Origin of the sequence: Micromonospora sp. NPDC003816, from assembly GCF_042874705.1 — a bacterium.
Taxonomy (GTDB): Bacteria; Actinomycetota; Actinomycetes; order Mycobacteriales; family Micromonosporaceae; genus Micromonospora.
Genome location: NZ_JBIANP010000008.1, coordinates 16,387 through 37,446 on the forward strand (window position 1 = coordinate 16,387; position 21,060 = coordinate 37,446).

Annotated in this window: 17 protein-coding genes; 12 read left to right on the forward strand and 5 right to left on the reverse strand. The window is 69.2% G+C overall.

Annotated elements, in window-relative coordinates:
- Nucleotides 1-203: 203 nt before the first annotated feature.
- Nucleotides 204-2,138 (reverse strand): amylo-alpha-1,6-glucosidase, encoded by a 1,935-nt coding sequence (locus ACFYTT_RS23395; protein WP_387262179.1) that lies wholly within the window; start codon nt 2,136-2,138, stop codon nt 204-206.
- A gap of 42 nt (nt 2,139-2,180) precedes the next feature.
- Between ACFYTT_RS23395 and ACFYTT_RS23400 the strand changes: the two genes are divergently transcribed.
- The 7 genes from ACFYTT_RS23400 to ACFYTT_RS23430 all read left to right on the forward strand — a co-directional run bounded on the left by ACFYTT_RS23400 (nt 2,181) and on the right by ACFYTT_RS23430 (nt 13,509).
- A complete protein-coding gene (locus ACFYTT_RS23400) occupies nt 2,181-4,883 on the forward strand; it encodes a glucosidase (RefSeq protein WP_131056709.1) in 2,703 nt (900 codons plus the stop codon).
- A 71-nt stretch (nt 4,884-4,954) separates the two neighbouring features.
- The gene (locus ACFYTT_RS23405; protein WP_236145986.1) at nt 4,955-5,527 is read left to right on the forward strand and encodes a TetR/AcrR family transcriptional regulator; all 573 of its coding nucleotides are present in this window, start codon (nt 4,955-4,957) and stop codon (nt 5,525-5,527) included.
- Nucleotides 5,528-5,928: 401 nt separating this feature from the next.
- Entirely contained in the window at nt 5,929-7,353 is a 1,425-nt protein-coding gene (locus tag ACFYTT_RS23410) for an endo-1,4-beta-xylanase (protein WP_387262183.1), read from the forward strand.
- Between the two features lie 44 nt (nt 7,354-7,397).
- The gene (locus tag ACFYTT_RS23415; RefSeq protein ID WP_387262185.1) at nt 7,398-8,837 is read left to right on the forward strand and encodes an RICIN domain-containing protein; all 1,440 of its coding nucleotides are present in this window, start codon (nt 7,398-7,400) and stop codon (nt 8,835-8,837) included.
- Entirely contained in the window at nt 8,834-11,530 is a 2,697-nt protein-coding gene (locus ACFYTT_RS23420; RefSeq protein ID WP_387262187.1) for an RICIN domain-containing protein, read from the forward strand. The genes ACFYTT_RS23415 and ACFYTT_RS23420 overlap by 4 nt, the downstream gene beginning before the upstream one ends.
- Before the next feature lie 267 nt (nt 11,531-11,797).
- Nucleotides 11,798-12,688, forward strand: coding sequence for an acetyltransferase (locus ACFYTT_RS23425; protein ID WP_387262189.1), 891 nt, complete (start codon nt 11,798-11,800; stop codon nt 12,686-12,688).
- A gap of 146 nt (nt 12,689-12,834) precedes the next feature.
- Nucleotides 12,835-13,509, forward strand: a complete 675-nt coding sequence (locus tag ACFYTT_RS23430) for an HAD family hydrolase (RefSeq protein WP_387262476.1) — start codon at nt 12,835-12,837, stop codon at nt 13,507-13,509.
- A 369-nt stretch (nt 13,510-13,878) separates the two neighbouring features.
- Here ACFYTT_RS23430 and ACFYTT_RS23435 read toward each other — a convergent pair whose 3' ends face one another.
- The 3 genes from ACFYTT_RS23435 to ACFYTT_RS23445 form a co-directional block, all read right to left on the reverse strand.
- Nucleotides 13,879-14,148: a hypothetical protein gene (locus ACFYTT_RS23435; RefSeq protein WP_387262192.1), complete on the reverse strand. Its 270-nt coding sequence runs from the start codon at nt 14,146-14,148 to the stop codon at nt 13,879-13,881.
- A gap of 47 nt (nt 14,149-14,195) precedes the next feature.
- Nucleotides 14,196-14,627 (reverse strand): hypothetical protein, encoded by a 432-nt coding sequence (locus ACFYTT_RS23440; RefSeq protein WP_131052704.1) that lies wholly within the window; start codon nt 14,625-14,627, stop codon nt 14,196-14,198.
- A gap of 189 nt (nt 14,628-14,816) precedes the next feature.
- Entirely contained in the window at nt 14,817-14,945 is a 129-nt protein-coding gene (locus ACFYTT_RS23445) for a hypothetical protein (protein WP_255446604.1), read from the reverse strand.
- A 3-nt stretch (nt 14,946-14,948) separates the two neighbouring features.
- On the opposite strand from ACFYTT_RS23445, the gene ACFYTT_RS23450 reads away from it, so the two are divergent.
- On the forward strand, nt 14,949-15,611 hold the full coding sequence (locus tag ACFYTT_RS23450; protein ID WP_161594940.1) for a DUF1707 domain-containing protein: 663 nt from the start codon (nt 14,949-14,951) through the stop codon (nt 15,609-15,611).
- Nucleotides 15,612-15,693: 82 nt separating this feature from the next.
- Here ACFYTT_RS23450 and ACFYTT_RS23455 read toward each other — a convergent pair whose 3' ends face one another.
- Nucleotides 15,694-16,434: a methyltransferase gene (locus tag ACFYTT_RS23455; protein WP_176094563.1), complete on the reverse strand. Its 741-nt coding sequence runs from the start codon at nt 16,432-16,434 to the stop codon at nt 15,694-15,696.
- Nucleotides 16,435-17,598: 1,164 nt separating this feature from the next.
- On the opposite strand from ACFYTT_RS23455, the gene ACFYTT_RS23460 reads away from it, so the two are divergent.
- From ACFYTT_RS23460 to ACFYTT_RS23475, 4 genes are all read left to right on the forward strand, one after another.
- Nucleotides 17,599-18,453, forward strand: coding sequence for a 3-hydroxyacyl-CoA dehydrogenase family protein (locus tag ACFYTT_RS23460; RefSeq protein ID WP_387262196.1), 855 nt, complete (start codon nt 17,599-17,601; stop codon nt 18,451-18,453).
- Between the two features lie 71 nt (nt 18,454-18,524).
- Entirely contained in the window at nt 18,525-19,550 is a 1,026-nt protein-coding gene (locus ACFYTT_RS23465) for an HAD family hydrolase (RefSeq protein ID WP_131052701.1), read from the forward strand.
- The gene (locus tag ACFYTT_RS23470) at nt 19,543-19,839 is read left to right on the forward strand and encodes a phosphopantetheine-binding protein (protein ID WP_357215565.1); all 297 of its coding nucleotides are present in this window, start codon (nt 19,543-19,545) and stop codon (nt 19,837-19,839) included. Before ACFYTT_RS23465 ends, ACFYTT_RS23470 begins: the two co-directional genes overlap by 8 nt.
- A gap of 1 nt (nt 19,840) precedes the next feature.
- Nucleotides 19,841-20,971: an acyl-CoA dehydrogenase family protein gene (locus tag ACFYTT_RS23475; protein WP_131052702.1), complete on the forward strand. Its 1,131-nt coding sequence runs from the start codon at nt 19,841-19,843 to the stop codon at nt 20,969-20,971.
- Nucleotides 20,972-21,060: the final 89 nt, after the last annotated feature.

Here is a 21,060-nt window from a genome sequence, read left to right on the forward strand (position 1 = left end):
GAGTTGTCCCCGCGCGCCCGGAGTCAGGCCCCCCGGCGGGCCTGTCGGTGTCGCGGTCGGATCGGGACCCATCCTGGTCGGGCCTGGATAACCAGCGGAGACGTAGCCGTTGCGACGGTGTAAAGGGCTGCCGGCGTCTCGGTTCGTCGGGTGTCAGCCGGGACCGATGTGGTGGGGCGCCGGTGTGAGCGCCCCACCGTGCGTCAGCGGCGGGCGCGCAGCAGTTCCGCGACCGACCATGCCTGGAACGGGCAGCCGGTGGCGATGTGCGGGGACGCGCCGTCGGCGGTCTCGCTGACCGACCCGAGGCCGTACTCGGTCAGGTGGGCCTCCAGGCCGGTGAACAGCGTGTCGACGGAGAGGCCGGCGCGTCGGCTGGCGTCGGCGTACGGGCCGATCAGCCACGGCCAGACGGTGCCCTGGTGGTAGGCGCTGTCCCGTTCGGCCGGTCCGCCCCGGTGCCGGCCGATGAATCCGGGGCAGTCGGGGGAGAGGCTGCGCGGGCCGAGCGGGGTGAGCAGCCCGGCGCCGACCAGGCCGACCGCGCGCGCGTCCGGCTCCAACGGCGCGAACGGCAACGACCAGGCCAGGAGCTGGTTGGGTCGCATCAGGTCGTCGTCGTGGAAGGCCGCGCCACCGAGCGGGTACGCCGGGGCGGGCGCGTCGACGACGTCGTGCAGCCAGCCGGACGGGGTGGGGAAGCGCTCCCGGAACGCCTTGGCCGCCCGTTCGTGCAGTCGGTGCAGCCCGTCGGAGTCCTGCCCGGCCAGGTCCGCCAGCTCGGCGACTCCGGCCACCCCGTTGATCCACAGCGCGTTGACCTCGACCGGCTTGCCGTGGCGCGGGGTCACCGGCACTCCGTAGACGCGGGCGTCCATCCAGGTCAGCGCCGCACCGGGGGCGCCGGAGGTGAGCAGTCCGTCGGCCGGGTCGACGGCGATGCCGTAGCGGGTGCCGGCGAGGTGGGCGTCGACGACGCCGCGCAGCGCCGGCAGCAGTTCGTCGCCGAGGTCGGTGTCGCCGGTGACGGTGACGTGCCGGCTGACCGCGTGCAGGAACCACAGCGTGCCGTCGACGGTGTTGTACTCGACCCGTCCGGTGTCGGCGGTGTTGGCCAGCATCCCCTCGGACAGGGTCGCCGCGTACGAGCGCAGCAGCTCCCGGCCGCGATCGGCCCAGCCGGTCCGGAGGAACAGGCCCTCGTAGGAGATCATCGTGTCCCGCGACCAGGCGCCGAACCACGGGTAGCCGGCGACCACCTCCACGGGCGCGTCGTCGGTGCGCACGATGAACGCGTCGGCGGCCAGCGCCAGGGTGGCCTCGACGTCGTCGGCGGGCTTGGCGGAGGCGACGACCTCCCGGTTGCGGCGGCGGGCCGCCGCGACCACCTCGGTGGCCGGTGGCGGGGCCGGAGCGGGGTCCTGCGCCCAGGCCAGCACCGACACGGTGTCGCCGGGGTGGCGCAGGGTGTCGCGGAACTGGCCCGCGTACCAGAGGTCCTCCTCCGGGTGGAGGCCGCGCGCGGCCTCCTCACGGTGGTAGACGCCCCGCCACCAGTGGCCCTGCGGGGACCAGCCGGGCCCGGACAGCCGGTAGGCGCCCTCGATGACCGCGCCGCCGTCGACCGGGTCCATCCGCAGCGGCGGACCGTCGGCGCGCCGCTCGCCGTGGGCGTCGCGCCAGGTGCAGGCCGCCGCGAGCTCCAGCTCGACCGGGCCGCCGCTGATCAGCCGGTGCACCACCGCCACGCAGGAGCGGCCGTGCAGCATGGCCAGTTCCCGCTCGATCACCACGTCGCCGATGCGCCACCGCCAGCGGGGCAGCCCGTCGGTCAGGTCGAAGCGCTCCAGCAGCTCGAAGCCGCGCGGGTCGACGTCGCCGGAGACCCACTCGTGCGCGCCGAGGCGGACCCGGGCGCCGGAGGGCAGCAGCACCGCCGGGTCGAGGCTGGCCAGCCCCACCTTGCGGGCGGCCGGGGTGTCGCCCGGCACCACCAGCAGCCCGTGGTACCGGCGGGTGCGCAGCCCACCGACGGTGCCCATGGCGTACCCGCCGAGGCCGTCGGGCACCAACCACTCGCGGCCGGCGGCGCTGGTCAGCTCTCCGCAGACCTGCGAGCCGAAGCGAATCTCGATCAACTTTCCTCCACCGGCGGCGAGGTGTAACACGACACGACGACAATGGCCGCTGTGGTGAAGTACCCAGGCGGCGTCGAAGATGTAGAAGTGATCACTGACGGTTCGCCCTCCGCCCCGGCCCCCGATGCCGAACGGGTCCGGCTCGCCCAGGCCGATGCCGGCGAGCAGGACTGGCGTGCATGGGGTCCCTATCTGTCCGAACGGGCGTGGGGGACGGTACGGGAGGACTACAGCGAGCACGGCACAGCCTGGGACTACTTCCCCCATGACCACGCGCGGTCCCGAGCCTACCGGTGGTCCGAGGACGGCATGGCGGGCGTGTGTGACGATCGACAGACCTTCTGTTTCGCCGTCGCGCTCTGGAACGAGCGGGATCCGATCCTCAAGGAACGGATGTTCGGTCTCGGCGGGGACGGCGGCAACCACGGCGAGGACGTCAAGGACTACTGGTGGTACGAGGACTCCACGCCGACCCATTCGTGGATGCGCTGGCGCTACCACTACCCGCAGGCCGCCTTCCCGTACGACGAGCTGGTCGCGGTCAACGGGCTGCGGGGTCGGGACGACACCGAGTACGAGCTGGTCGACACCGGCATCTTCGACGACGACCGGTACTGGGCGGTGACGGTCGACTTCGCCAAGGCCACCCCGACGGACATGTGCGTGGTGGTGACCGTGGTCAACCGGGGGGACCAGCGCGAGCGGCTGCACGTGCTGCCGCACCTGTGGTTCCGCAACACCTGGGCGTGGGGGCTGCCCGGCGGTGACCGGGTGCCGCAGATCGTCGGGGAGGGCAGCCGGCTGCTCGGCGAGCACTGGGTGCTCGGGCAGGTCCGGCTCGAAGGTGACGGCGACCCGACGCCGCTGCTCTGCGACAACGACACCAACGCCGAGCGGCTGTGGGGGCTGGCGAGCCGTACGCCGTACCCGAAGGACGGCATCAACGACCACGTGGTCGACGGGGCCGAGACGGTGAACCCGGAGCTGACCGGCACCAAGGGCGCGCTGCACTACGTGCTGGACGTGCCGGCCGGCGAGCAGCGTCAGATCCGGCTGCGGCTGACCCGTACGGCCCCGCCGCCGGGTGCCGTCGACCCGCCCGCGGCGGACCTGGGCGACGGTTTCGAGACCGTGGTGTGGGCGCGGCGGGCGGAGGCGAACCGGTTCTTCGACGGGGTGATCCCCGCCAAGGCCAGCGCCGACGAGGCGTTGATCGCCCGGCAGGCCATCGCCGGGCTGATGTGGGGCAAACAGTTCTACCACTTCGACGTCAAACGGTGGCTCGACGGCGATCCGGGGTCGGCGCCGCCGGCCGGGCGCCGGCACGGCCGCAACAGTGCCTGGTGGCACATGACCAGCTTCGACGTGATCTCGATGCCGGATCCGTGGGAGTACCCGTGGTACGCCGCGTGGGACCTGGCCTTCCACTGCGTGAGCATCGCGCGGGTCGACCCCGGCTTCGCCAAGGACCAGCTGCTGCTCCTGCTGCGGGAGTGGTACCTGCACCCCAACGGGCAGATCCCGGCGTACGAGTGGGCGTTCGGCGACGTCAACCCGCCGGTGCACGCCTGGGCGGCGTTGAAGGTGTTCGAGATCGACGGCAGCCGGGACCACGACTTCCTGGCCCGGATGATGCACAAGCTGCTGATGAACTTCACCTGGTGGGTCAACCGCAAGGACACCGGTGGCAACAACGTCTTCGAGGGCGGCTTCCTCGGGTTGGACAACGTCGGCCCGTTCGACCGGTCGGCGGCGTTGCCGGTGGCCGGGGTGCTGGAGCAGTCCGACGGCACCGGCTGGATGGCGATGTACGCGCTCAACCTGCTGGACATCGCCATCGTGCTGGCCGAGCACGATCGCACCTGGGTGGACACCGCGACGAAGTTCTTCGAGCACTTCACCTACATCGCGGCGGCCGCGTACGACCAGGGGCTCTGGGACGAGGAGGACGCGTTCTTCTATGACGTGCTGCGGCTGGCCGACGGGACGAAGGTGCCGTTGAAGGTGCGTTCGGTGGTGGGCCTGCTGCCGTTGGCGGCCGTCACCCGGCTGCCCGCGCGGACCCTGCACCGGCTGCCGGAGCTGGGTGCCCGGCTGCGTTGGTTCCTCACCCACCGCCCCGAGTACGCCTCGGTGGTCGGCGCCCGACGCATCGGCCCGGACGGGCGTCAGCAGCGGCTGCTGTCCATGTGCGGTCCGGAGCAGGTCGTCCGGGTGCTGGCCCGGATGTTGGACACCGACGAGTTCCTCTCCGAGTACGGCCTGCGGACGCTGTCGCGCGCGCATCTGGACAAGCCGTTCGCGGTGACCCTGGGCGGGCAGGAGTTCTGCGTCGGGTACGAGCCGGCCGAGTCGACCAGTGGCCTGTTCGGCGGCAACTCCAACTGGCGCGGCCCGATCTGGATGCCGACGAACTTCCTGCTGATCAGCGCGTTGCGGGACTACGCGGCGTTCTTCGGTGAGGACCTCCAGGTGGAGTACCCGACGCGTTCGGGGGTGAAGAAGACCCTCGACGAGATCGCCGACGACCTCTCCGCCCGGCTGATCGCGTTGTTCACCCGCGACGACTGGGGGCGGCGGCCGATCTATGGCGCGGCGCAACTGTTCCAGACCCATCCGGACTGGCGGGACCTGATCGCGTTCCCGGAGTACTTCCACGGCGACAACGGTGCCGGGCTCGGTGCCTGGCACCAGACCGGCTGGTCGGCCCTGGTCGCCGACCTGATCCTGACGTTGCGGCGCTGACCGGCCGGGCGCAGAGTCGCCATTCCGTCGCGGAGGGTTCGCCGGGGAGCGGCGCGACTACGCTCGGCGGGGTGTCCGGAGCAGAGCACGGAGACGGTGAGCTGGGCGGTGACGCGATCGTCGCCACCGCCTGGCGGTTGGCCGAGGCCGAGGGGTGGGCGGGTGTGACCGCCCGCCGGCTGGCCGAGCGCGCCGACGTCGACCTCGGGGCCCTCTACGAACGCTTCGCCGACCGTGAGGCGGTGGTCGCCGCGGTCGCGGTGCGGGGTTTCGCCGATCTGGCCGCCGCGTTGACCGGCGCCCGGGTGGCGGTGGACCGGCCGGACGAGGTGTGGCCGGCGGTGATGGCGGCCTATCTCGACTTCGCCTACGCCCACCCGGAGATCTACGACGCGATGTTCGCTCACACTCCGGACCTCACGCTCGGGGCCGAGGAGGTGCCGGAGACCGTCGCGGCGGCTTTCGGTGAACTGCGGGCGGCGCTGACCGCGTCCGCCGCCGCGCAGGCCGACGACACGCTCGCCGAACTCGGCTGGAGTCTGTTGCACGGCATGGTGATGCTCACCCGGGGTGGGCGGTTGCGCCCCGAGGCCCAGGAGCAACGCGAACAGCTCCTCGGCAACCACCTCTTCAGCCCGCGCTGAGCCGCTCACCCTGCCCGTGTCGTACCCGCCGGAGGCGGGGGCGGCTTCCCCATGTCCCTCCACAATGGATTTATGTGCACTCGATGTTCACGTAAACATTGTGGGCGCTCGTGCGGAACGCGTGGGGCGTACGGCATTGCAGTGGATCTTTTAATGGTGTGTACGCAGGGCCGGGAATGGTGTCACCGATCCGCGCGCAGGCGTGTTGACATTGGCAAACGTCAACTCCTCAGCGTCGGCGGAAAGTACTTCTTGAACGCTCCGTAACTTTGTGGCAATCTCACCTTCATCGATGCGTAGCGTTCCCTCGTCGCCTGTCGTCTGCCCGACGAGCACCTCAGCCGGCCGGTTGTGTTAGCGCTAACTCATCGACTCGACGCGACTCTGGAGGTGCTGGGAACATGAAGACACTCGTCCACCCGAGCGGTCCTCCGCGACGGCGATGGTCTGCCGCACCGGTGGTGCGCGCGCTCGCGGTCGGCCTGCTGGCGGCCGGCGCGGCGCTGGCGCCCGCCGGCGCCGCCACCGCGGGCACCACGTTGGGCACCTCGGCGGCGGAGAAGGGCCGCTACTTCGGCGCGGCGGTCGGCACGTACAAGTTCTCCGACACCACGTACATGAACGTGCTGAACCGCGAGTTCAACAGCCTCGTCGCCGAGAACGAGATGAAGTGGGACGCGACCGAGCCGCAGCGGGGCGTGTTCAACTACAGCGCCGGCGACCGCATCGTCAACCACGCCCGGTCCCGAGGCATGTCGGTCCGGGGACACGCCCTGCTGTGGCACGCCCAGCAGCCCGGGTGGGCGCAGGGACTGTCCGGTGGTGACCTGCGCAACGCCGCCATCAACCACGTCACCCAGGTGGCCACCCACTTCCGGGGGCAGATCCACTCCTGGGACGTGGTGAACGAGGCGTTCGCCGACGGCGGCAGCGGCGCCCGCCGCGACTCCAACCTGCAACGCACCGGCAACGACTGGATCGAGGCCGCGTTCCGGGCCGCCCGCGCGGCCGACCCGAACGCCAAGCTCTGCTACAACGACTACAACACCGACGGGGTCAACGCGAAGTCGACCGGCATCTACAACATGGTGCGCGACTTCAAGGCGCGCGGCGTACCGATCGACTGCGTCGGGTTCCAGTCCCACCTGGGCACCACGATCGCCGGTGACTACCAGGCCAACCTGCAACGCTTCGCCGACCTCGGCGTGGACGTGCAGATCACCGAGCTGGACGTCACCCAGGGGTCCAACCAGGCCACCATCTACGCCACCGTCACCCGCGCCTGCCTGGCGGTGTCGCGGTGCACCGGCATCACCGTGTGGGGTGTGCGGGACTGCGACTCCTGGCGTGGTGGCGACAACGCCCTGCTGTTCGACTGCGCGGGCAACAAGAAGCCCGCGTACACGGCGGTCCTCGACGCCCTCAACGGTGGCACCACCCCGAATCCGACCGGCAACCGCCTGCGCAACGAGGCGTCCGGCCGGTGTCTGGACGTCGACGGCGCGAGCTCGGCCAACGGTGCCCAGATGCTGGTCTGGGACTGCCATACCGGGGCCAACCAGCAGTTCACCCAGAACGGGCGGGCCCTGCAGGTGATGGGCAAGTGCCTGGACGTGCCGAACAATGCCGCCGCCGGGACCCGGGTGCAGATCTGGGACTGCCACGGTGGGGCGAACCAGCAGTGGGTCGTCAACGGCAACGCCACGATCAGCAACGCCCAGACCGGCCTGTGTCTGGACGTCAACGGCGCCGGCACCGCCAACGGCACCGCGGTCATCGTGTGGAGCTGCCACGGCGGCACCAACCAGCGCTGGACCCGGTTCTGACCTGACGAGCGCGACAGTCGGCACCGTACGAGAAGGGAACGACAGTGACCCGATCCCGATCGCGTCGCCACCTGCGCCGGATTCTCTCCTGCGCGCTGGCCGCCCTCGTGGCGGTGCCGACCGCCGTGCTCGGTGGTGTCCCACCGGCTGCTGCCGACACCACCGCGTTCCGGGGCGTCAACTGGGCCAGGTTGGGAGACAACTTCCACGGTGGACCACTGGTGCTCTACGGCCTGAGCAGCTCCGACAGCTATGCGACGGTGACGGCCAAGGCCACCGCGATCTACACCGGCTTCCAGAACAACCTGGGTGCCAACACGGTCCGGCTGCCGATCAACACCTACACCGTCGGCACCACCTGGTGGAACGCGTACACCGGCGCGATCGACGCCGCCACGGCGAAGGGCTTCAAGGTCGTCCTCTCCTACTGGGACGACGGGGTGGCCGCCAGCGGCGGCCGGATCGTCAACACCACCGCCTTCCACACCATGTGGAACACCGTGGTCGCCAGGTACGGCACCAACGACCTCGTGTACTTCGAACCGATGAACGAACCTGGCGGGCACAGCGCCGCGGAGTGGGCCAACCTGGTCAGCGACTGGCTGAACGCCCGTCCGTCGATCCCACGCCACCGTGTCTTCGTCAGCGGTGCCGGCCTGAACACCGACATCAAGTCGATGTGCGCCGACCGTCGACTCGACGGCACGATCGTGTCGCTGCACCACTACACCTTCTTCAGCGGCGCGAAGAACTACGACCAGTGGGTGACGTTCCTGCGGGACGCGATCGGCTCCTGTGCCGCCCGCACGGTGATGGACGAGTTCGGTGCGCCGATGGACACCGGGCTCAACTACCTCGACGCCACCAGCACCGACAATTTCGTGCGCTACTTCCGGGCCACCGCCGACGTGCTGAGGGAACTGCGGATCGGATCGATCTACTGGCCGGGGCTGGGTGGCAAGGTCACCGCCGGTCAGGGCGACGACTGGTACTCCATGCAGAAGCTGCACGGCACCGGCACCAACCTCACCCTCAGCACCCCCAACGCGAGCGGGCTCAACCGCCTCAGGCATGCCTGGGGGTTGACCGACGGTGGTGTTCCGGACGAGGCCAGCCTGCTCCGCAACGTCGGCACCGGGCAGTGCCTGGACCTTCCCGGCGCCACCACCGCCGCCGTCCAGGTCCAGGTGTACCCCTGCAACAACACCGCCGCCCAGCGGTGGACCGTGACCTCTGGTGGGCAGATCACCGCTCTGGCGGGCCAGCGGTGCCTCGACGCATACCAGCGGGGGACCAGTAACGGCACCGTCGTCGGTACGTACGCGTGCAACGGCGGCGACAACCAGCGGTGGACGGTCGGCGGCGACGGCACGATCCGCAGCGCACAGTCCGGCCTCTGTCTGGACGTGCACACCGCGACGTCGAAGGTGCAGCTCTGGTCCTGCTGGGGTGGCGACAATCAGAAGTGGCAGGTGCAGAAATGAGATCCCTCGTCCGTACTGCTAGGGGTTCGCTGCTCGCGCTGGCGGTGCTCGTCTCCGCCGCGTTGCCGGCGGTGGTGGCAGATCAGGCTCCGGCGCTGGCTGCGGTGCAGGAGACCCTCTATGTCGCACCGGGAGGGAACGACGCCAACCCGGGCACGATCGCGTCCCCGTTCCGGACCCTCCAGCGGGCGCGGGACGTGGTCCGCACGAAGACCGCGACCATGACCGGCGACATCCAGGTGCTCCTGCGCGGCGGAAGCTACCCGGTGGGCGGTACGGTCGAGTTCGGGTCGAGTGACTCCGGCACCAACGGCCACCGGGTCGTGTACGCCGCGTACCCGGGCGAGACGCCGGTCCTCGACGCCGGTGTGCAGGTGACCGGCTGGACCCAGCACAGTGGGAACATCTGGAAGGCGCCGCTCGACCGGGCCAACAAGCTGCGGGCCCTCTACGTCAACGGCCAGCGGGCCCAGATGGCCGCCAAGACGATCACCTCGGCGGGATGCCACGGCACGTACACCATCACCGCCGGGCAGGCCGACTGGGCGTGGGAATCCGGCTCACAGTGCGACGGCGCGAGGTACGGCCTCGGCGACTTCCCGGCGATCTCCCGCAACCAGGAGGACATCGAGATCGAGACGGCCACGACCTGGACCACCGCCATCGTGGGAGTCCGGCAGGTGACCACGAGCGCCGACGGTCAGAGCCGTCTCGCCCTGTTCCAACAGCCGGGTGCCGCCATCGCGCAGGGGGCGTTCAACGGCAACGCCCAGGTCGCCGGCGCTCACAAGGTCATGAACGCCTACGAGTTCCTGGACGCGCCGGGCGAGTTCTACTTCGACAAGTCCAGCCGGACGCTCTATTACTACAAGGCCAGCGCCGACAACATGTCCACCGCCACGGTCTTCGCGCCCAACAACGTGACCACCGCCCTGCGGATCGCCGGCACCTCGACCAGCAGCCGCGCCCGCAACATCACGTTCTCGGGTCTCACCGTCCGGCACTCCGACTGGAACCTGTTCACCGTCGCCGGCTCGGTGTACAAGCAGGCGCAGCAGGGCAACCTGGGCGCGATGGCGTACGCGAAGGGCAACTTCCACGTCTACTACTACCGCAACGTGGACGTCACCCCGGGCATCGTCCACGTGCAGAACGCCGACGGGATCCTGCTGGAACGCAACCGCATCGAGCACACCGGGGCCGACGGGATCAACATGGTCAACGACGTGACGAACTCACAGGTGATCGGCAACGTCACCAGCGACGTCGCCGGGTCCGCGATCTCCGTGGGACACCCGCAGCACGTCTTCGTCGGCGACCACACCTCGACCAACCGCGAGAAGTACCCGCCCCAGGTCGAGGGACTCCCGAAGAACATCGTGATCAGGAACAACTACATCCACGACAGCGCGGTGCTGTTCAACGGGCACGGCGCGGTCGCGGCGTACTTCGCCGACACCCTCACGATCCAGCACAACCGCATCGAGAAGACGCCGTGGGCGGGCATCACGCTCGGCTGGGGATGGTGGAACTTCGACGGATCCTCCGGATCGATCGCGCCCAACCGGCCGACCACGACGGCGAGGAACAACACCATCAGCCACAACCACATCATCGACACGGTGCAGCGACTCAGCGACACGGCACCGATCTACACGCTGGGCAGCCAGCCGGGCACCACGATCCACAGCAACTATCTGCAAGGTGTCCCGGCCGGCCACAAGTACGGGCTCCACCCGGACGAGGGTTCGGCGTACATGACCTTCCGGGACAACGTCCTGAGCGTGGACAAGAACATCACCTGGATGATCAACTCCGACGACTTCGGACGCAAGCACGACCTGAGCATCACGCAGACGTACGGCCCGATCAACAAGGTCTCCCAGAAGAACCTGCCGAACAGCACCATCCACGACATCCTCGTCTCCGCCGACTACGTCTGGCCGGCGGCGGCCTACGGGATCGCGGTGAACTCCGGGCTCGAAGCCCCGTTCCGGGACATCACCGCACCGCGCAACCTGCCCCTGGCGGACCAGGTCCTGCCGGCCAGCACGTTCGTCGGCAGCGGCACCACCTCGATCCCGGTCCGCAGCACGGGCGATGCGACCAGGTCGCTCTGGCTGGCTCCCTCCGGCACCACCACCTTCACCGCCGGTCCGACGATGACCAGGGCCGACGGCACCGCGACCACCATCGCCGTACCCACCACCTCGGGTGACTACCGGCTCTACGTCGTCGACGCCCAGGGCAACCGGTCGGCCGAGTCGACGTCGCTCGTCAGGCGGCAGGGCACCGGCAGCGCCACCGACGCACAGATCGTGGGCGGCCAGTCCGGCCGGTGCGTCGAGGTCCCCGGCGGCGCCACCACCAACGGCACCCAGACCCAACTCTGGGACTGCTCCGGCGCCACGCAGCAGCGGTGGACCCACACCGCCGGCAAGCAGCTGACCGTGTACGGCACGAAGTGCCTGGACGCCAACGGGGCGGGCACCGCCAACGGCACCACGGTCATCATCTGGGACTGCCACGGCGGGCTCAACCAGCAGTGGAACGTCAACGCCAACGGCACCATCACGAACGCCCAGTCCGGGCTCTGTCTCGACGCCAACGGCGCCGCCACCGCCAACGGAACGAAGATCATCCTCTGGTCCTGCAACGGCGGCACGAACCAGCAGTGGACTCGACGCAGCTGAGAGCGGTCCCGGGGCCAGGCACGTTCCCGCCTGGCCCCGGGACGACCGTGTGCGTCCGTCGGGGAGATCGAGCAGTCGGACACTGTCTCCCGTATCGCATCGGCAGCAGGCGAATCGGGTGTCGCGGCAGCGGGCTGCGGTGTAGGTTCACGGTCACGCCGTCGAGCCGGAAGGAGGTCAGAACGATGTCCGATGTTCTGCGCCCCCTCCGCGACCCGGCGTCCCCGCGGAACTGAGCCGGGGCGCCGCGTTCCGGAGGATCACGCCATGGCTGATCTGGTCATCCGCCCGCTCGTCGCGGGTGAGGAAGAGTTGTTCGATTCGATGCCCGACCCGTTGCCGCACGTGCGGCAGGTCGGTTACGCCGACGGGCTCGCCGGTGGCGGTTTCCGTCCTGAGCGCACGTGGGTGGCGCTGCGCGCCGGCCGGGTGGTCGGCCGTGCCGCCTGGGCGCTTCCGCCCGGGTCCGTCGGCGACCCGTGGCTGAACCGGTTCGATCTGGCCACCGCGCCGCAGGACGGTGCCGCGCTGCTCCGTGCCGCACACGAGGCGCTCGGCGGCCCGAAGGTGTACCACGCCGCGCTGCCGGCGTACTGGCGCCGACAGCCGCAGGTTCGCGACGTGGTCGCGGCCCCGATGGCGGCGGCCCGTCTCGCCGGTCTGGTCGAGCAGGGGGAACGGTTGCGGTGCTCGTGGACGGGCGGAGCGCTCCCTGCCGCCACCGGCCGGTACACGTTCCGCCCGGCCACCGACGCCGCAGAGATCACCTCGTTGGTCGCCCGGATCGCCGCACCGGACCTGCTCACCGGCGCGGAGACGGCGCGGGCGGTGGCGGGGGTGGACCTGGCCACCGATCCACTGTCCTGGCTCCGCGGGTCGGCCCGGGAATGGCGGGTGGCGCTGGACGGCGGCGAACCCGTCGGCCTGGCGGCACCGGCGAGCCGGGCCTGCTTCCCGATGATCGCCTATCTCGGCGTGCGGGCGCCGGCGGTGCGGGCCGACCTGCTGGCCGAGGTGGTCCGGACGTTGTCGGGCGAGGGCGCGTACGAGGTGATCGCCGACGTGGACGCGGACCGGGTGGGTGTGCTGGCGGATCTGGAACGGGCCGGGTTCCGTCGGATCCGTGCCCGGGTGAGCTTCACCCCGGCCGACGCCTGACCTGTCGGGACGGTCTCCGCGATCGACGGAGACCGTGCCGACTGACGGCTTCCGCCGTCGTGCGGGCGAATTATCGGGTCGCCGAGATCGTCCGGGTCGCCTACCGTCGCCGCGTGACGCATGACAGGTCGATCGAGTCGGGGCAGGTGCTCGTCTTCGATGCGGACGACACGCTCTGGGAGAACAACGTCGTCTTCGAGCGGGTGATCGACGACTTCCTGAGCTGGGTGGACCATCCGACGCTCGACCGGACGCAGCTGCGGGCGGTGCTCGACGACATCGAGCGGGCCAACGCCGTCGCGCACGGGTACGGCAGCAAGGTCTTCCTGCGCAGCCTGCGGGAGTGCCTGGAGCGGCTGCGGGAACGGCCCGCCACCGAGGCGGAGCGCCGCGAGATCGACGAGTTGGCTATGGCGCTGATCAACCATCAGGTCGAGCTGATGCCGGGGGTGGCCGACGCGCTGGACGAGTTGGCCGGGCGGCACGAGTTGCTGCTGCTGACCAAGGGGGAGCGCGAGGAACAGCAGCGCAAGCTGGACGCGTGTGGGCTGCTGCACTACTTCACGGCGGCGCACATCGTGCCGGAGAAGGACGTGGCGACCTATCACCGGCTGAGTCGGGAGCACGCCGTCGACCCGACCCGGGCGTGGATGATCGGCAACTCGCCCCGGTCGGACATCCTGCCGGCGCGGGCGGCCGGATGGCGGGCGGTGTTCATCCCGAACGACAACACGTGGGTGTTGGAGCACGACGAACTGGACCCGACCGACGAGGGCGTCCTGCGTCTGCGCGCTTTTCCCGACCTGCTCGCGCACTTCTGAGGCCGACCGGGGCCGCCGGTGACCCGGTGGTCCGCTGATCAATCGCTCCGACCGGGTCAGCGCCTGGCGCCCGCCGGGTGTTACACGCTCCTGCCGCTATTTCCCGTTGCTGGCAATAGTGCGTGCCGGCCCGCGCGGGCTCGACCCGGGCACGCCTAGCCTCGGCCCCAGGTGCCGCGACTCGCCGGGGTGGGTCGCGGTACCGGGTCCGGTCGTGGGGCACCGTGGAGCTGAGTGCTGGCGGACCGGCTGCCGTGCCGGCGCGTGCTGACACGTGCGTCGGCAGGCGGCTGGTTCGCTGCCCACGCCGGACGGGTCAGGGCCGGGTCGTGCGGGTCCGGTCCTGACCCGTGTCGTCGTCGGGTCGGCTCAGGTGGTCTCGCCGCGCACGATGGCGACGGCGACCCGGCAGAACTCGTCCATGTCGGGCTGGAAGGCCGCGGCGATGTCCGGGTGCAGGCCGGCCCGGGTCTCGTCGAGCAGTTGCTGACAGACCTGCTCCACCGGCTCGCCGGTGTAGGAGTCCCGGATCCGCTCGGCGGCGACCTGGAGTGCCGATGTCAGCTGCTGCTCCAAGGGCCCGCGCAGTTTCTCCTGGACCGGGTCACGAGGTTCCAGCGTGACATGTGGCTCCGACATCGGTGCTCCCTTCGTCGGCGGCAGCGGTACCCGACCACGACCGTCCGTCAAACCACGTTCGGTACCGCGGCGACGCGGACCTGGTACGAGAATTCCTCGCCGGGCTCCTCCGCGTACGACAACCGGCGGATCTGCCGGTCGTCCTCGTAGAGGGCGACGTCGACCAGGACTCCGAGGTGGGCGAGGCCGATGCTGGTCACCCGCTTCTTGTCCTGCAGCACCGCGCACACCCCGCCCAGCAGGGTGCTGGCGTCGGAGGTGCGGTGCCCGGGCGGACAGCGCAGCGTCAGGTCCACCTCGATCGGGCCGGACAGCGGGGTCCAGCCGGTCTTCTGCGCCGCCTCGCAGGCGGCCCGGAGCAGGGTGCGTACTCTCGTCGCCTGCCGGTGACCGGCAGCGAAGATGGACAACGCCTCGGTCTTGACCGGTGGCAGGCCGCTCACCTCGAACGTCAGGGCGAGAGCGCGGGTGTCCTGCACCACGACGGCACCTCCTCGTTGGGGACGATCCTGCCCAACAGGTGAAGCGGTGACGGGGTGTTCCCGTGAGAACCCACCGATCGGGCGGATCGGGGACGGCCGGGGCGTATCGACGGCGACGGCGTACGCGCTGGTGGGCTTAGACGCTAGTCCACCTGGCTCCCGCCCGGTAGCAGCCGATCACCCGTGTCAGATGGTGAACGGTCGGTCCGGGGAGTACCGGGCGTCGGGGTGGAAGGCGGAGAAGGTGTTGCCGGAGGCGGCGTCGGGCGGGGAGTTGCACGAGGAGCGGGTGAGCGTCGGCCGGGTAGGCTCCACGGCGTGGAGATCGAGCCTCGACCTGAGCAGTTGTCACGGAAGCCGAGTGAGCTGGAGCAGGAGGCCGCCGCGACGGCGCTGCAGGAGGCGGTCGGCGAGGGCCGGCTGACCCTGGAGGAGTTCAGCGATCGGGTCGGGGCGGTGTGGGCGGCCGAGCGCATCGAGGATCTGGAGCGGGCGACGGCCGGGGTGGTGGTTTCCGCGCCTCCGGTCGGTAGTACGCAGACCGTGTCGACCGTGGTCGCGTTCCTCGGTGACCAGCGGCGGGTGGGACGGTGGCGGTTGCCCGCCCGACTGCGGATGTTCAGCGTGCTCGGCGATGTGCATCTCGATCTGCGGACGACTGTCTGCGCCGAGGCCGTGGTGGAGATCGAGGCGTGGAGCCTCCTGGGTGACATCAAGATCGATGTGCCCGACGGGGTGGATGTGGAGCTCGCCGGTATCGGGTTGCTCAGCGACCGGGAGCTCCGGTTGGCGTCGATGCCCCCGGTGCCGGGAACGCCGCGGATCCGGGTCAGGGTGCACTCGCTGCTGGGCGACGTGCGGGTCAGATCGACGAGTGCGGGCAAGGACGTGGCGGGTTGGCGGCGCTGGTTGCTCGGTCAGCAGTCGCCACCCGCGACCGGGCACCACTCACCGCCGCCACCCGCGGTGGGGAGCCGCTGACCCGGTCGTCGGCGACCTGCGGTACGAGGCTGCCGGCGGCGCCACACGTGTCGTGGCCGCACACCGTGGCTGCCGCCTCTGCTCAGAGCAGCTCGAAGTCGTAGATGGAAGAGTCGATGTAGATCATCCCGCGGTCGTCGGCGGCGGCGGCGATGGCGGGGGTCCACCCGATCAGCGTCCCGGGAATCTCGATCCGGTTCGAGTGGTGCTTGCGCGCGGAGAAGCCCATCCGCACCGCGAGGGAGACGATGGAGTGCGGATCGCCCATCGTGTCGCTGGTGTTCATGAAGATGTGCCCGCCGGCGGCGAGGTGCGGCTTCACCTCATGGAAGAAGCGCTGGTGGAGGGCGTACCCGGGGTCGAACACCGAATGCTCGATCGGCCGGTCGTAGGCCCGGTCCTCCCGCGCCCGCACGAGGGGCGGGTTGGACACGATCAGGTCGAAGACGTCCTCCGGGCCGAGTTCGAGGAACAGGTCGCTGGTCAGCGCTTCGACCTTGTGCCCGACGTCGTGTGCCTTGGCGTTGAGCACGGTGTTGGCCACCGCAGCCGGGTTGATGTCGGTCGCGACGACGCGTTCGCAGCCACTCATGGCGGCCACCACGCTCGTGACGCCCGCGCCGCACCCGATCTCGAGGAACCGGGTGCCGGAGCCCAGGGGCAGCGCGGACGTGAACACCTCGGTCGCCGGATCGGGAGGCCACACCTCGGGCAGCACGGACCAGGTCGATCGCATGAGCTCTCTGGTGCCACCGTCCTTGATGAGCGAGTCGGCCTGGGCGACCAGCCAGTCGCCGACGTCGTCGGCGAACGTTCGGTCCATGATTCGTCCTCGGGTTCGGTGTGTCGTCGAATGGCTGGCGACGCGTGACGCCAGTCGTGCCGGTCGGGTGAAGCGCCTGTCGGGTTAACGCACCTGCGGGGCTGTTCCGGCTCGGGGAACGGTAACCGTCCGCCGGTGTTGTTGCCAAGCAGTGAGCCGTTCCGTGCATGGCGCTGACTCCCGGAATTCGCTACCCGGCTTCCTTGGCGTTAAGTCCGAGTCGGAACAGGCGCACCCATGGAGCGCTCTCCGGACAGGAATTTGCGACAGCAAATTTCCCCACCGGTGATATCGGTTCTGCCAACATCCAAGATGGACATTAAAGGCGTGTCATCACTAATCGGCGGCTGAGTCTTGCCGGAGTCGACTAGAGGGCGGCGTGTGGGTGGAGTGGCGGGTAAGCGGATGCATTATCGGTTTGGCACGTCGTCGCCAATCTGAGACGTACTGCCGGCGGGAGGGGGTCGTGTGCAACGGTTCGGGCGGGCTCCGGACACGTGCGGACGCGGCCGGTTCGGGCTGGCCCGTCGTGAAGTGTGATCCGCGTGCTTTCCTTTGATCGTCCGTAATTGGGGTGGTGCGGCATGGTTGCGGCGCGTCCTCTGCGTCGTTGACCTGCGGTTGCCCTGACGTGGGCGGCCCGGCTGCCGGACCGTCTGTCGCATGTGGATCAGATAACGCCTTCGGCCGCAAGGGCTCGCCGGATCATCTATTCATCCCTACTTTTGACCGGATTGGCCGCTGACACTGCGAAACCGAGGGCTTTAAGGGGCGGGGGCCAGGCCGCTCGGGTGCGAATTTTTTGCCGTTTTGATCGTCCTGTCGCGGCGGCCAATCGCCCCCGAAGCAGTGTGCAATTGAGCCACTACTGCCCGTAGTGTCGATGCTCGTCTTTACGGCTTGCGGCGCTTCCGTGTATGGTCCGTCGCACGGAGTTGACAATCTCATGCAACTTGCAATGAAGGCGAAGCGGGCACCTGCTGCTGATGTCCACTCATTGCGTGCAGGGTCTCCGAACAAACGGGGCAATCGTGTAATAGGTTCCTCCGACGCCGGGCCGACTCAGCCCGGCGTCGTCCATATGGGTGTGCGAAGGCGAATGTTGGAGCGATGTTCGCGTACATTACGCGTGCCCTTTCCATCATTACCGGGGGCGGCTGGACAATGGCGACAGTAGGGGTCATCGGCGCGGGCGTCATGGGCAAGGACGTGGCCATCACGTGCGCGGCCAAGGGTTACGACGTCATCCTGTCCGACCACGACTCCGACGTGCTGGCCACCGCGCCCCGGGACATCCGGCAGCTCGTCCGGAAGTTCCGGATGATGTCTCCGGCCGCCGCCGCCTGGAAGGCCGACGAGATCCTGGGCCGCATCCGCTTCGGCGCCGACCTCGGCGACCTCGCCGGAGTCGACTGGATCGTCGAGAACATCGTCGAGGACCTGGCCGCCAAGGAGCGCCTCTACCTCGATCTGCGTGACGTCTGCGGCGAGAGCACGAAGATCGCCGTGAACACGAGCTGTATCTCCATCACCAAGCTCGCCGCCGGCACGCCACGACCCCACGACGTCGTCGGCATCCACTTCATGAATCCGGTTCCCCTGCTGGAGTGCGCGGAGGTCGTCCGTGGCTACCACACCTCCGAGGACACGATCAAGCAGGCCGAGGAGTTCGTCCGGTCGCTCGGCAAGCAGTCCATCGTGGTCAACGACATGCCCGGCTTCGTGTCCAACCGGTTGTCGCACCTGTTCATGAACGAGGCGGCCTTCCTGGTGCACGACGGCGTCGCCGAGCCGGAGCAGATCGACGCCATCTTCAAGCTCGGGTACGGGCACAGGATGGGCCCGCTGGAGACCGCCGACCTCATCGGCCTGGACACCGTGGTCGACTCCCTGAACGTGCTCTACGCGGAGTTCCAGGACAGCAAGTTCCGCTGTTGCCCGACGCTGAAGAAGATGGTCGCCGCGGGCCGGCTGGGACGGAAGAGCGGTCAGGGCTTCTACACCTACGCGAACCACTGAGATCTCCCCGAACGCTGACGCGGTCATCGGCTGCGCCACCGGGCAGCGATCCCCCTGGAGGACTTCGATCTATGAAGATGGCGAAGTGTGTCGTCTGGGACCTCGACGACACGCTGTGGCACGGCACCCTGTCCGCCGGCGATGACCTCGTCCTCCGCGACGACGTGGTCAACGTGATCAAGACCCTGGATGCGCGCGGCATCCTTCAGTCGGTGGCCAGCAAGAACAACCACGACGACGCGGTGCGCAAGCTGGAGGAGGTCGGCCTCGCCGAGTACTTCCTCTATCCGCAGATCAACTGGAACAGCAAGTCCAGCTCGCTCGCCGCGATCCGCGAGAAGCTGAACATCGGCATCGACACGATCATGTTCGTGGACGACCAGCCGTTCGAGCGCGACGAGGTGGCCTTCGCCCACCCGGAGGTCGAGACGGTCGACGCGGCGGATCTGGGCACCCTGCTCGCGATTCCGCGCCTGTCACCCCCGGTGGTGACCGAGGACGCCGCCCGCCGTCGGCGGATGTACCTGGAGGATCACGCGCGCAACGCCGCGGAGCTCGAGCACCGGGGCGCCCCGGACGAGTTCCTCAGCGGTCTCGACATGATCTTCACGATTTCTCAAGCGAGGGACGGCGACCTGCTGCGCCTCGCTGAGCTGACCGAGCGCACCAACCAGCTGAACTCCACCGGCATCCAGTACTCGCACCAGCAGCTCGAAGAGCTGATGGGCAGCCCCGACCACGACATCTGGGTGTGCGAGCTGACCGACCGCTACGGCTCCTACGGCAAGATCGGCGTGGCGCTGGTGGAGAAGCAGGACGACCGCTGGACGGTCAACCTCCTGCTGATGTCGTGTCGGACGGTGTCCAAGGGCGTGGGCACGGTCCTGCTGTCCTTCCTGTTGAACCGGGCCGCCGAGAACGGGAAGCGTCTCCTGGCCCGCTTCCGCCGGACCGACCGGAACCGCCAGATGCTGGTGACGTACCAGTTGGCGAACTTCCGCGTGGTGTGGCGCGAGGGCAACGACTACCTGTACGAGCACGATCTCGCGGTCCGTCAGGACTATCCCGGTTACATCAAGGTCAAGATCGATGCGTGACGAGGCGGTGGTGAACATGGCAGACGTGATGGTGGCGGACGCTGCGAACAGGATCCGGGAGTACCTCCGGGAGAACATGACCGCGTTCAAGGACGTCGAGCTGGACGACGAGGAGAACATCTTCGAGCGTGGCTATTTCACGTCGTTGTTCGCCATGCAGCTCCTGCACTACGTCGAGTCCACGTTCGACATCGTGGTTCCGGACGACTACATCATCCTGCAGAACTTCAGTTCGGTCCGCCGCCTCGCGGACATGGTGGGTGAACTGAAGGCCTCGGCTGGTGAGTGACATGGACAGGTCCGACGTCATCGCACGCGCCATGCTCTTCGCCGAGACCGAGCTGGCCCCACGGGCCGCGGAGTTCGACCGGGACGAGGCCCTGCCGCGCGACGTCATCCAGAGGATGGCGGCGGAAGGTCTGCTCGGTGCGTCGATCCCGACGAAGTGGGGCGGACTCGGCCTGGACCCGCTGGAGTACGGCGAGGTCACCGAGGCGATCGGCAAGGCCTGCGCGTCCACCCGGGCGCTGCTGACCGTCCACACCTCGATCGTCGCCGGGACGCTGCTGGAACTGGCGTCGCGGCGGCTCAAGGAGAAGTACCTCACCGCCCTCGCCCGGGGCGAGATGATCGGCTGCTTCGCGCTGTCCGAGGAGGGCGCCGGGTCGGACGCGGCGGCGGTCGCCACGACGTACATCAGGAAGGGCGACTCCTTCGTCCTCAACGGACGCAAGAAGTGGATCTCCTTCGCCGGTGTGGCCGACCTGATCCTGGTGCTGGCGACCGACAACGGCGTCACGAGCGCGTTCATGGTGGAACGCGACATGCCCGGCGTACGGACCTGGCCGATGTCCGGCTTCCTGGGCAACCGCGCGACCCACATCGCGGAGATCGAGCTGGACGACGTCGAGGTGCCGGCGGAGAACCTCATCGCGGGTATCGGGGCCGGCTTCGGCTTCGTGGTGAACACGGCCCTCCTGCACGGTCGCTACAGCATCGCGTGGGCCGGTGTCGCGCTGGCCCAGGCGGCGCTGGAGGAGATGTGCACCTACGCGACGCGACGCGAGCAGTTCGGGGTCAAGATCGGCACGCAGCAGTTGGTGCAGAAGATGGTCGCCGACGCGGTCACCAGCGTCGCCGCGGCCCGGGAACTGTGTCGCAGCGCGGGCCGGTCGCTCGCGCAGCGCAGTGCCGACGCGGCCACCGAGACGATCATCGCGAAGTACTTCTCGTCCACCGTCGCCCAACGTGCGACGTCGGACGCGGTCCAGGTGCTGGGTGGGAACGGGTGCTGGTCGGGATACCCCGCGGAACGCCTGTTCCGGGAGGCGAAGATCCTCGAAATCATCGAGGGCACCTCCCAGCTGCAGCAGATCATGATCGCCGACGCCGGCTACAAGAAGTACGCCCGGAAGGCATAGGCGATGACCCCGTGTCCGATCCCGCGCGCCGCGAACACCCTGGAGACCGTCATGGCAAGCACCCCCGGTGGCTGGGTGGTGAGGCACCG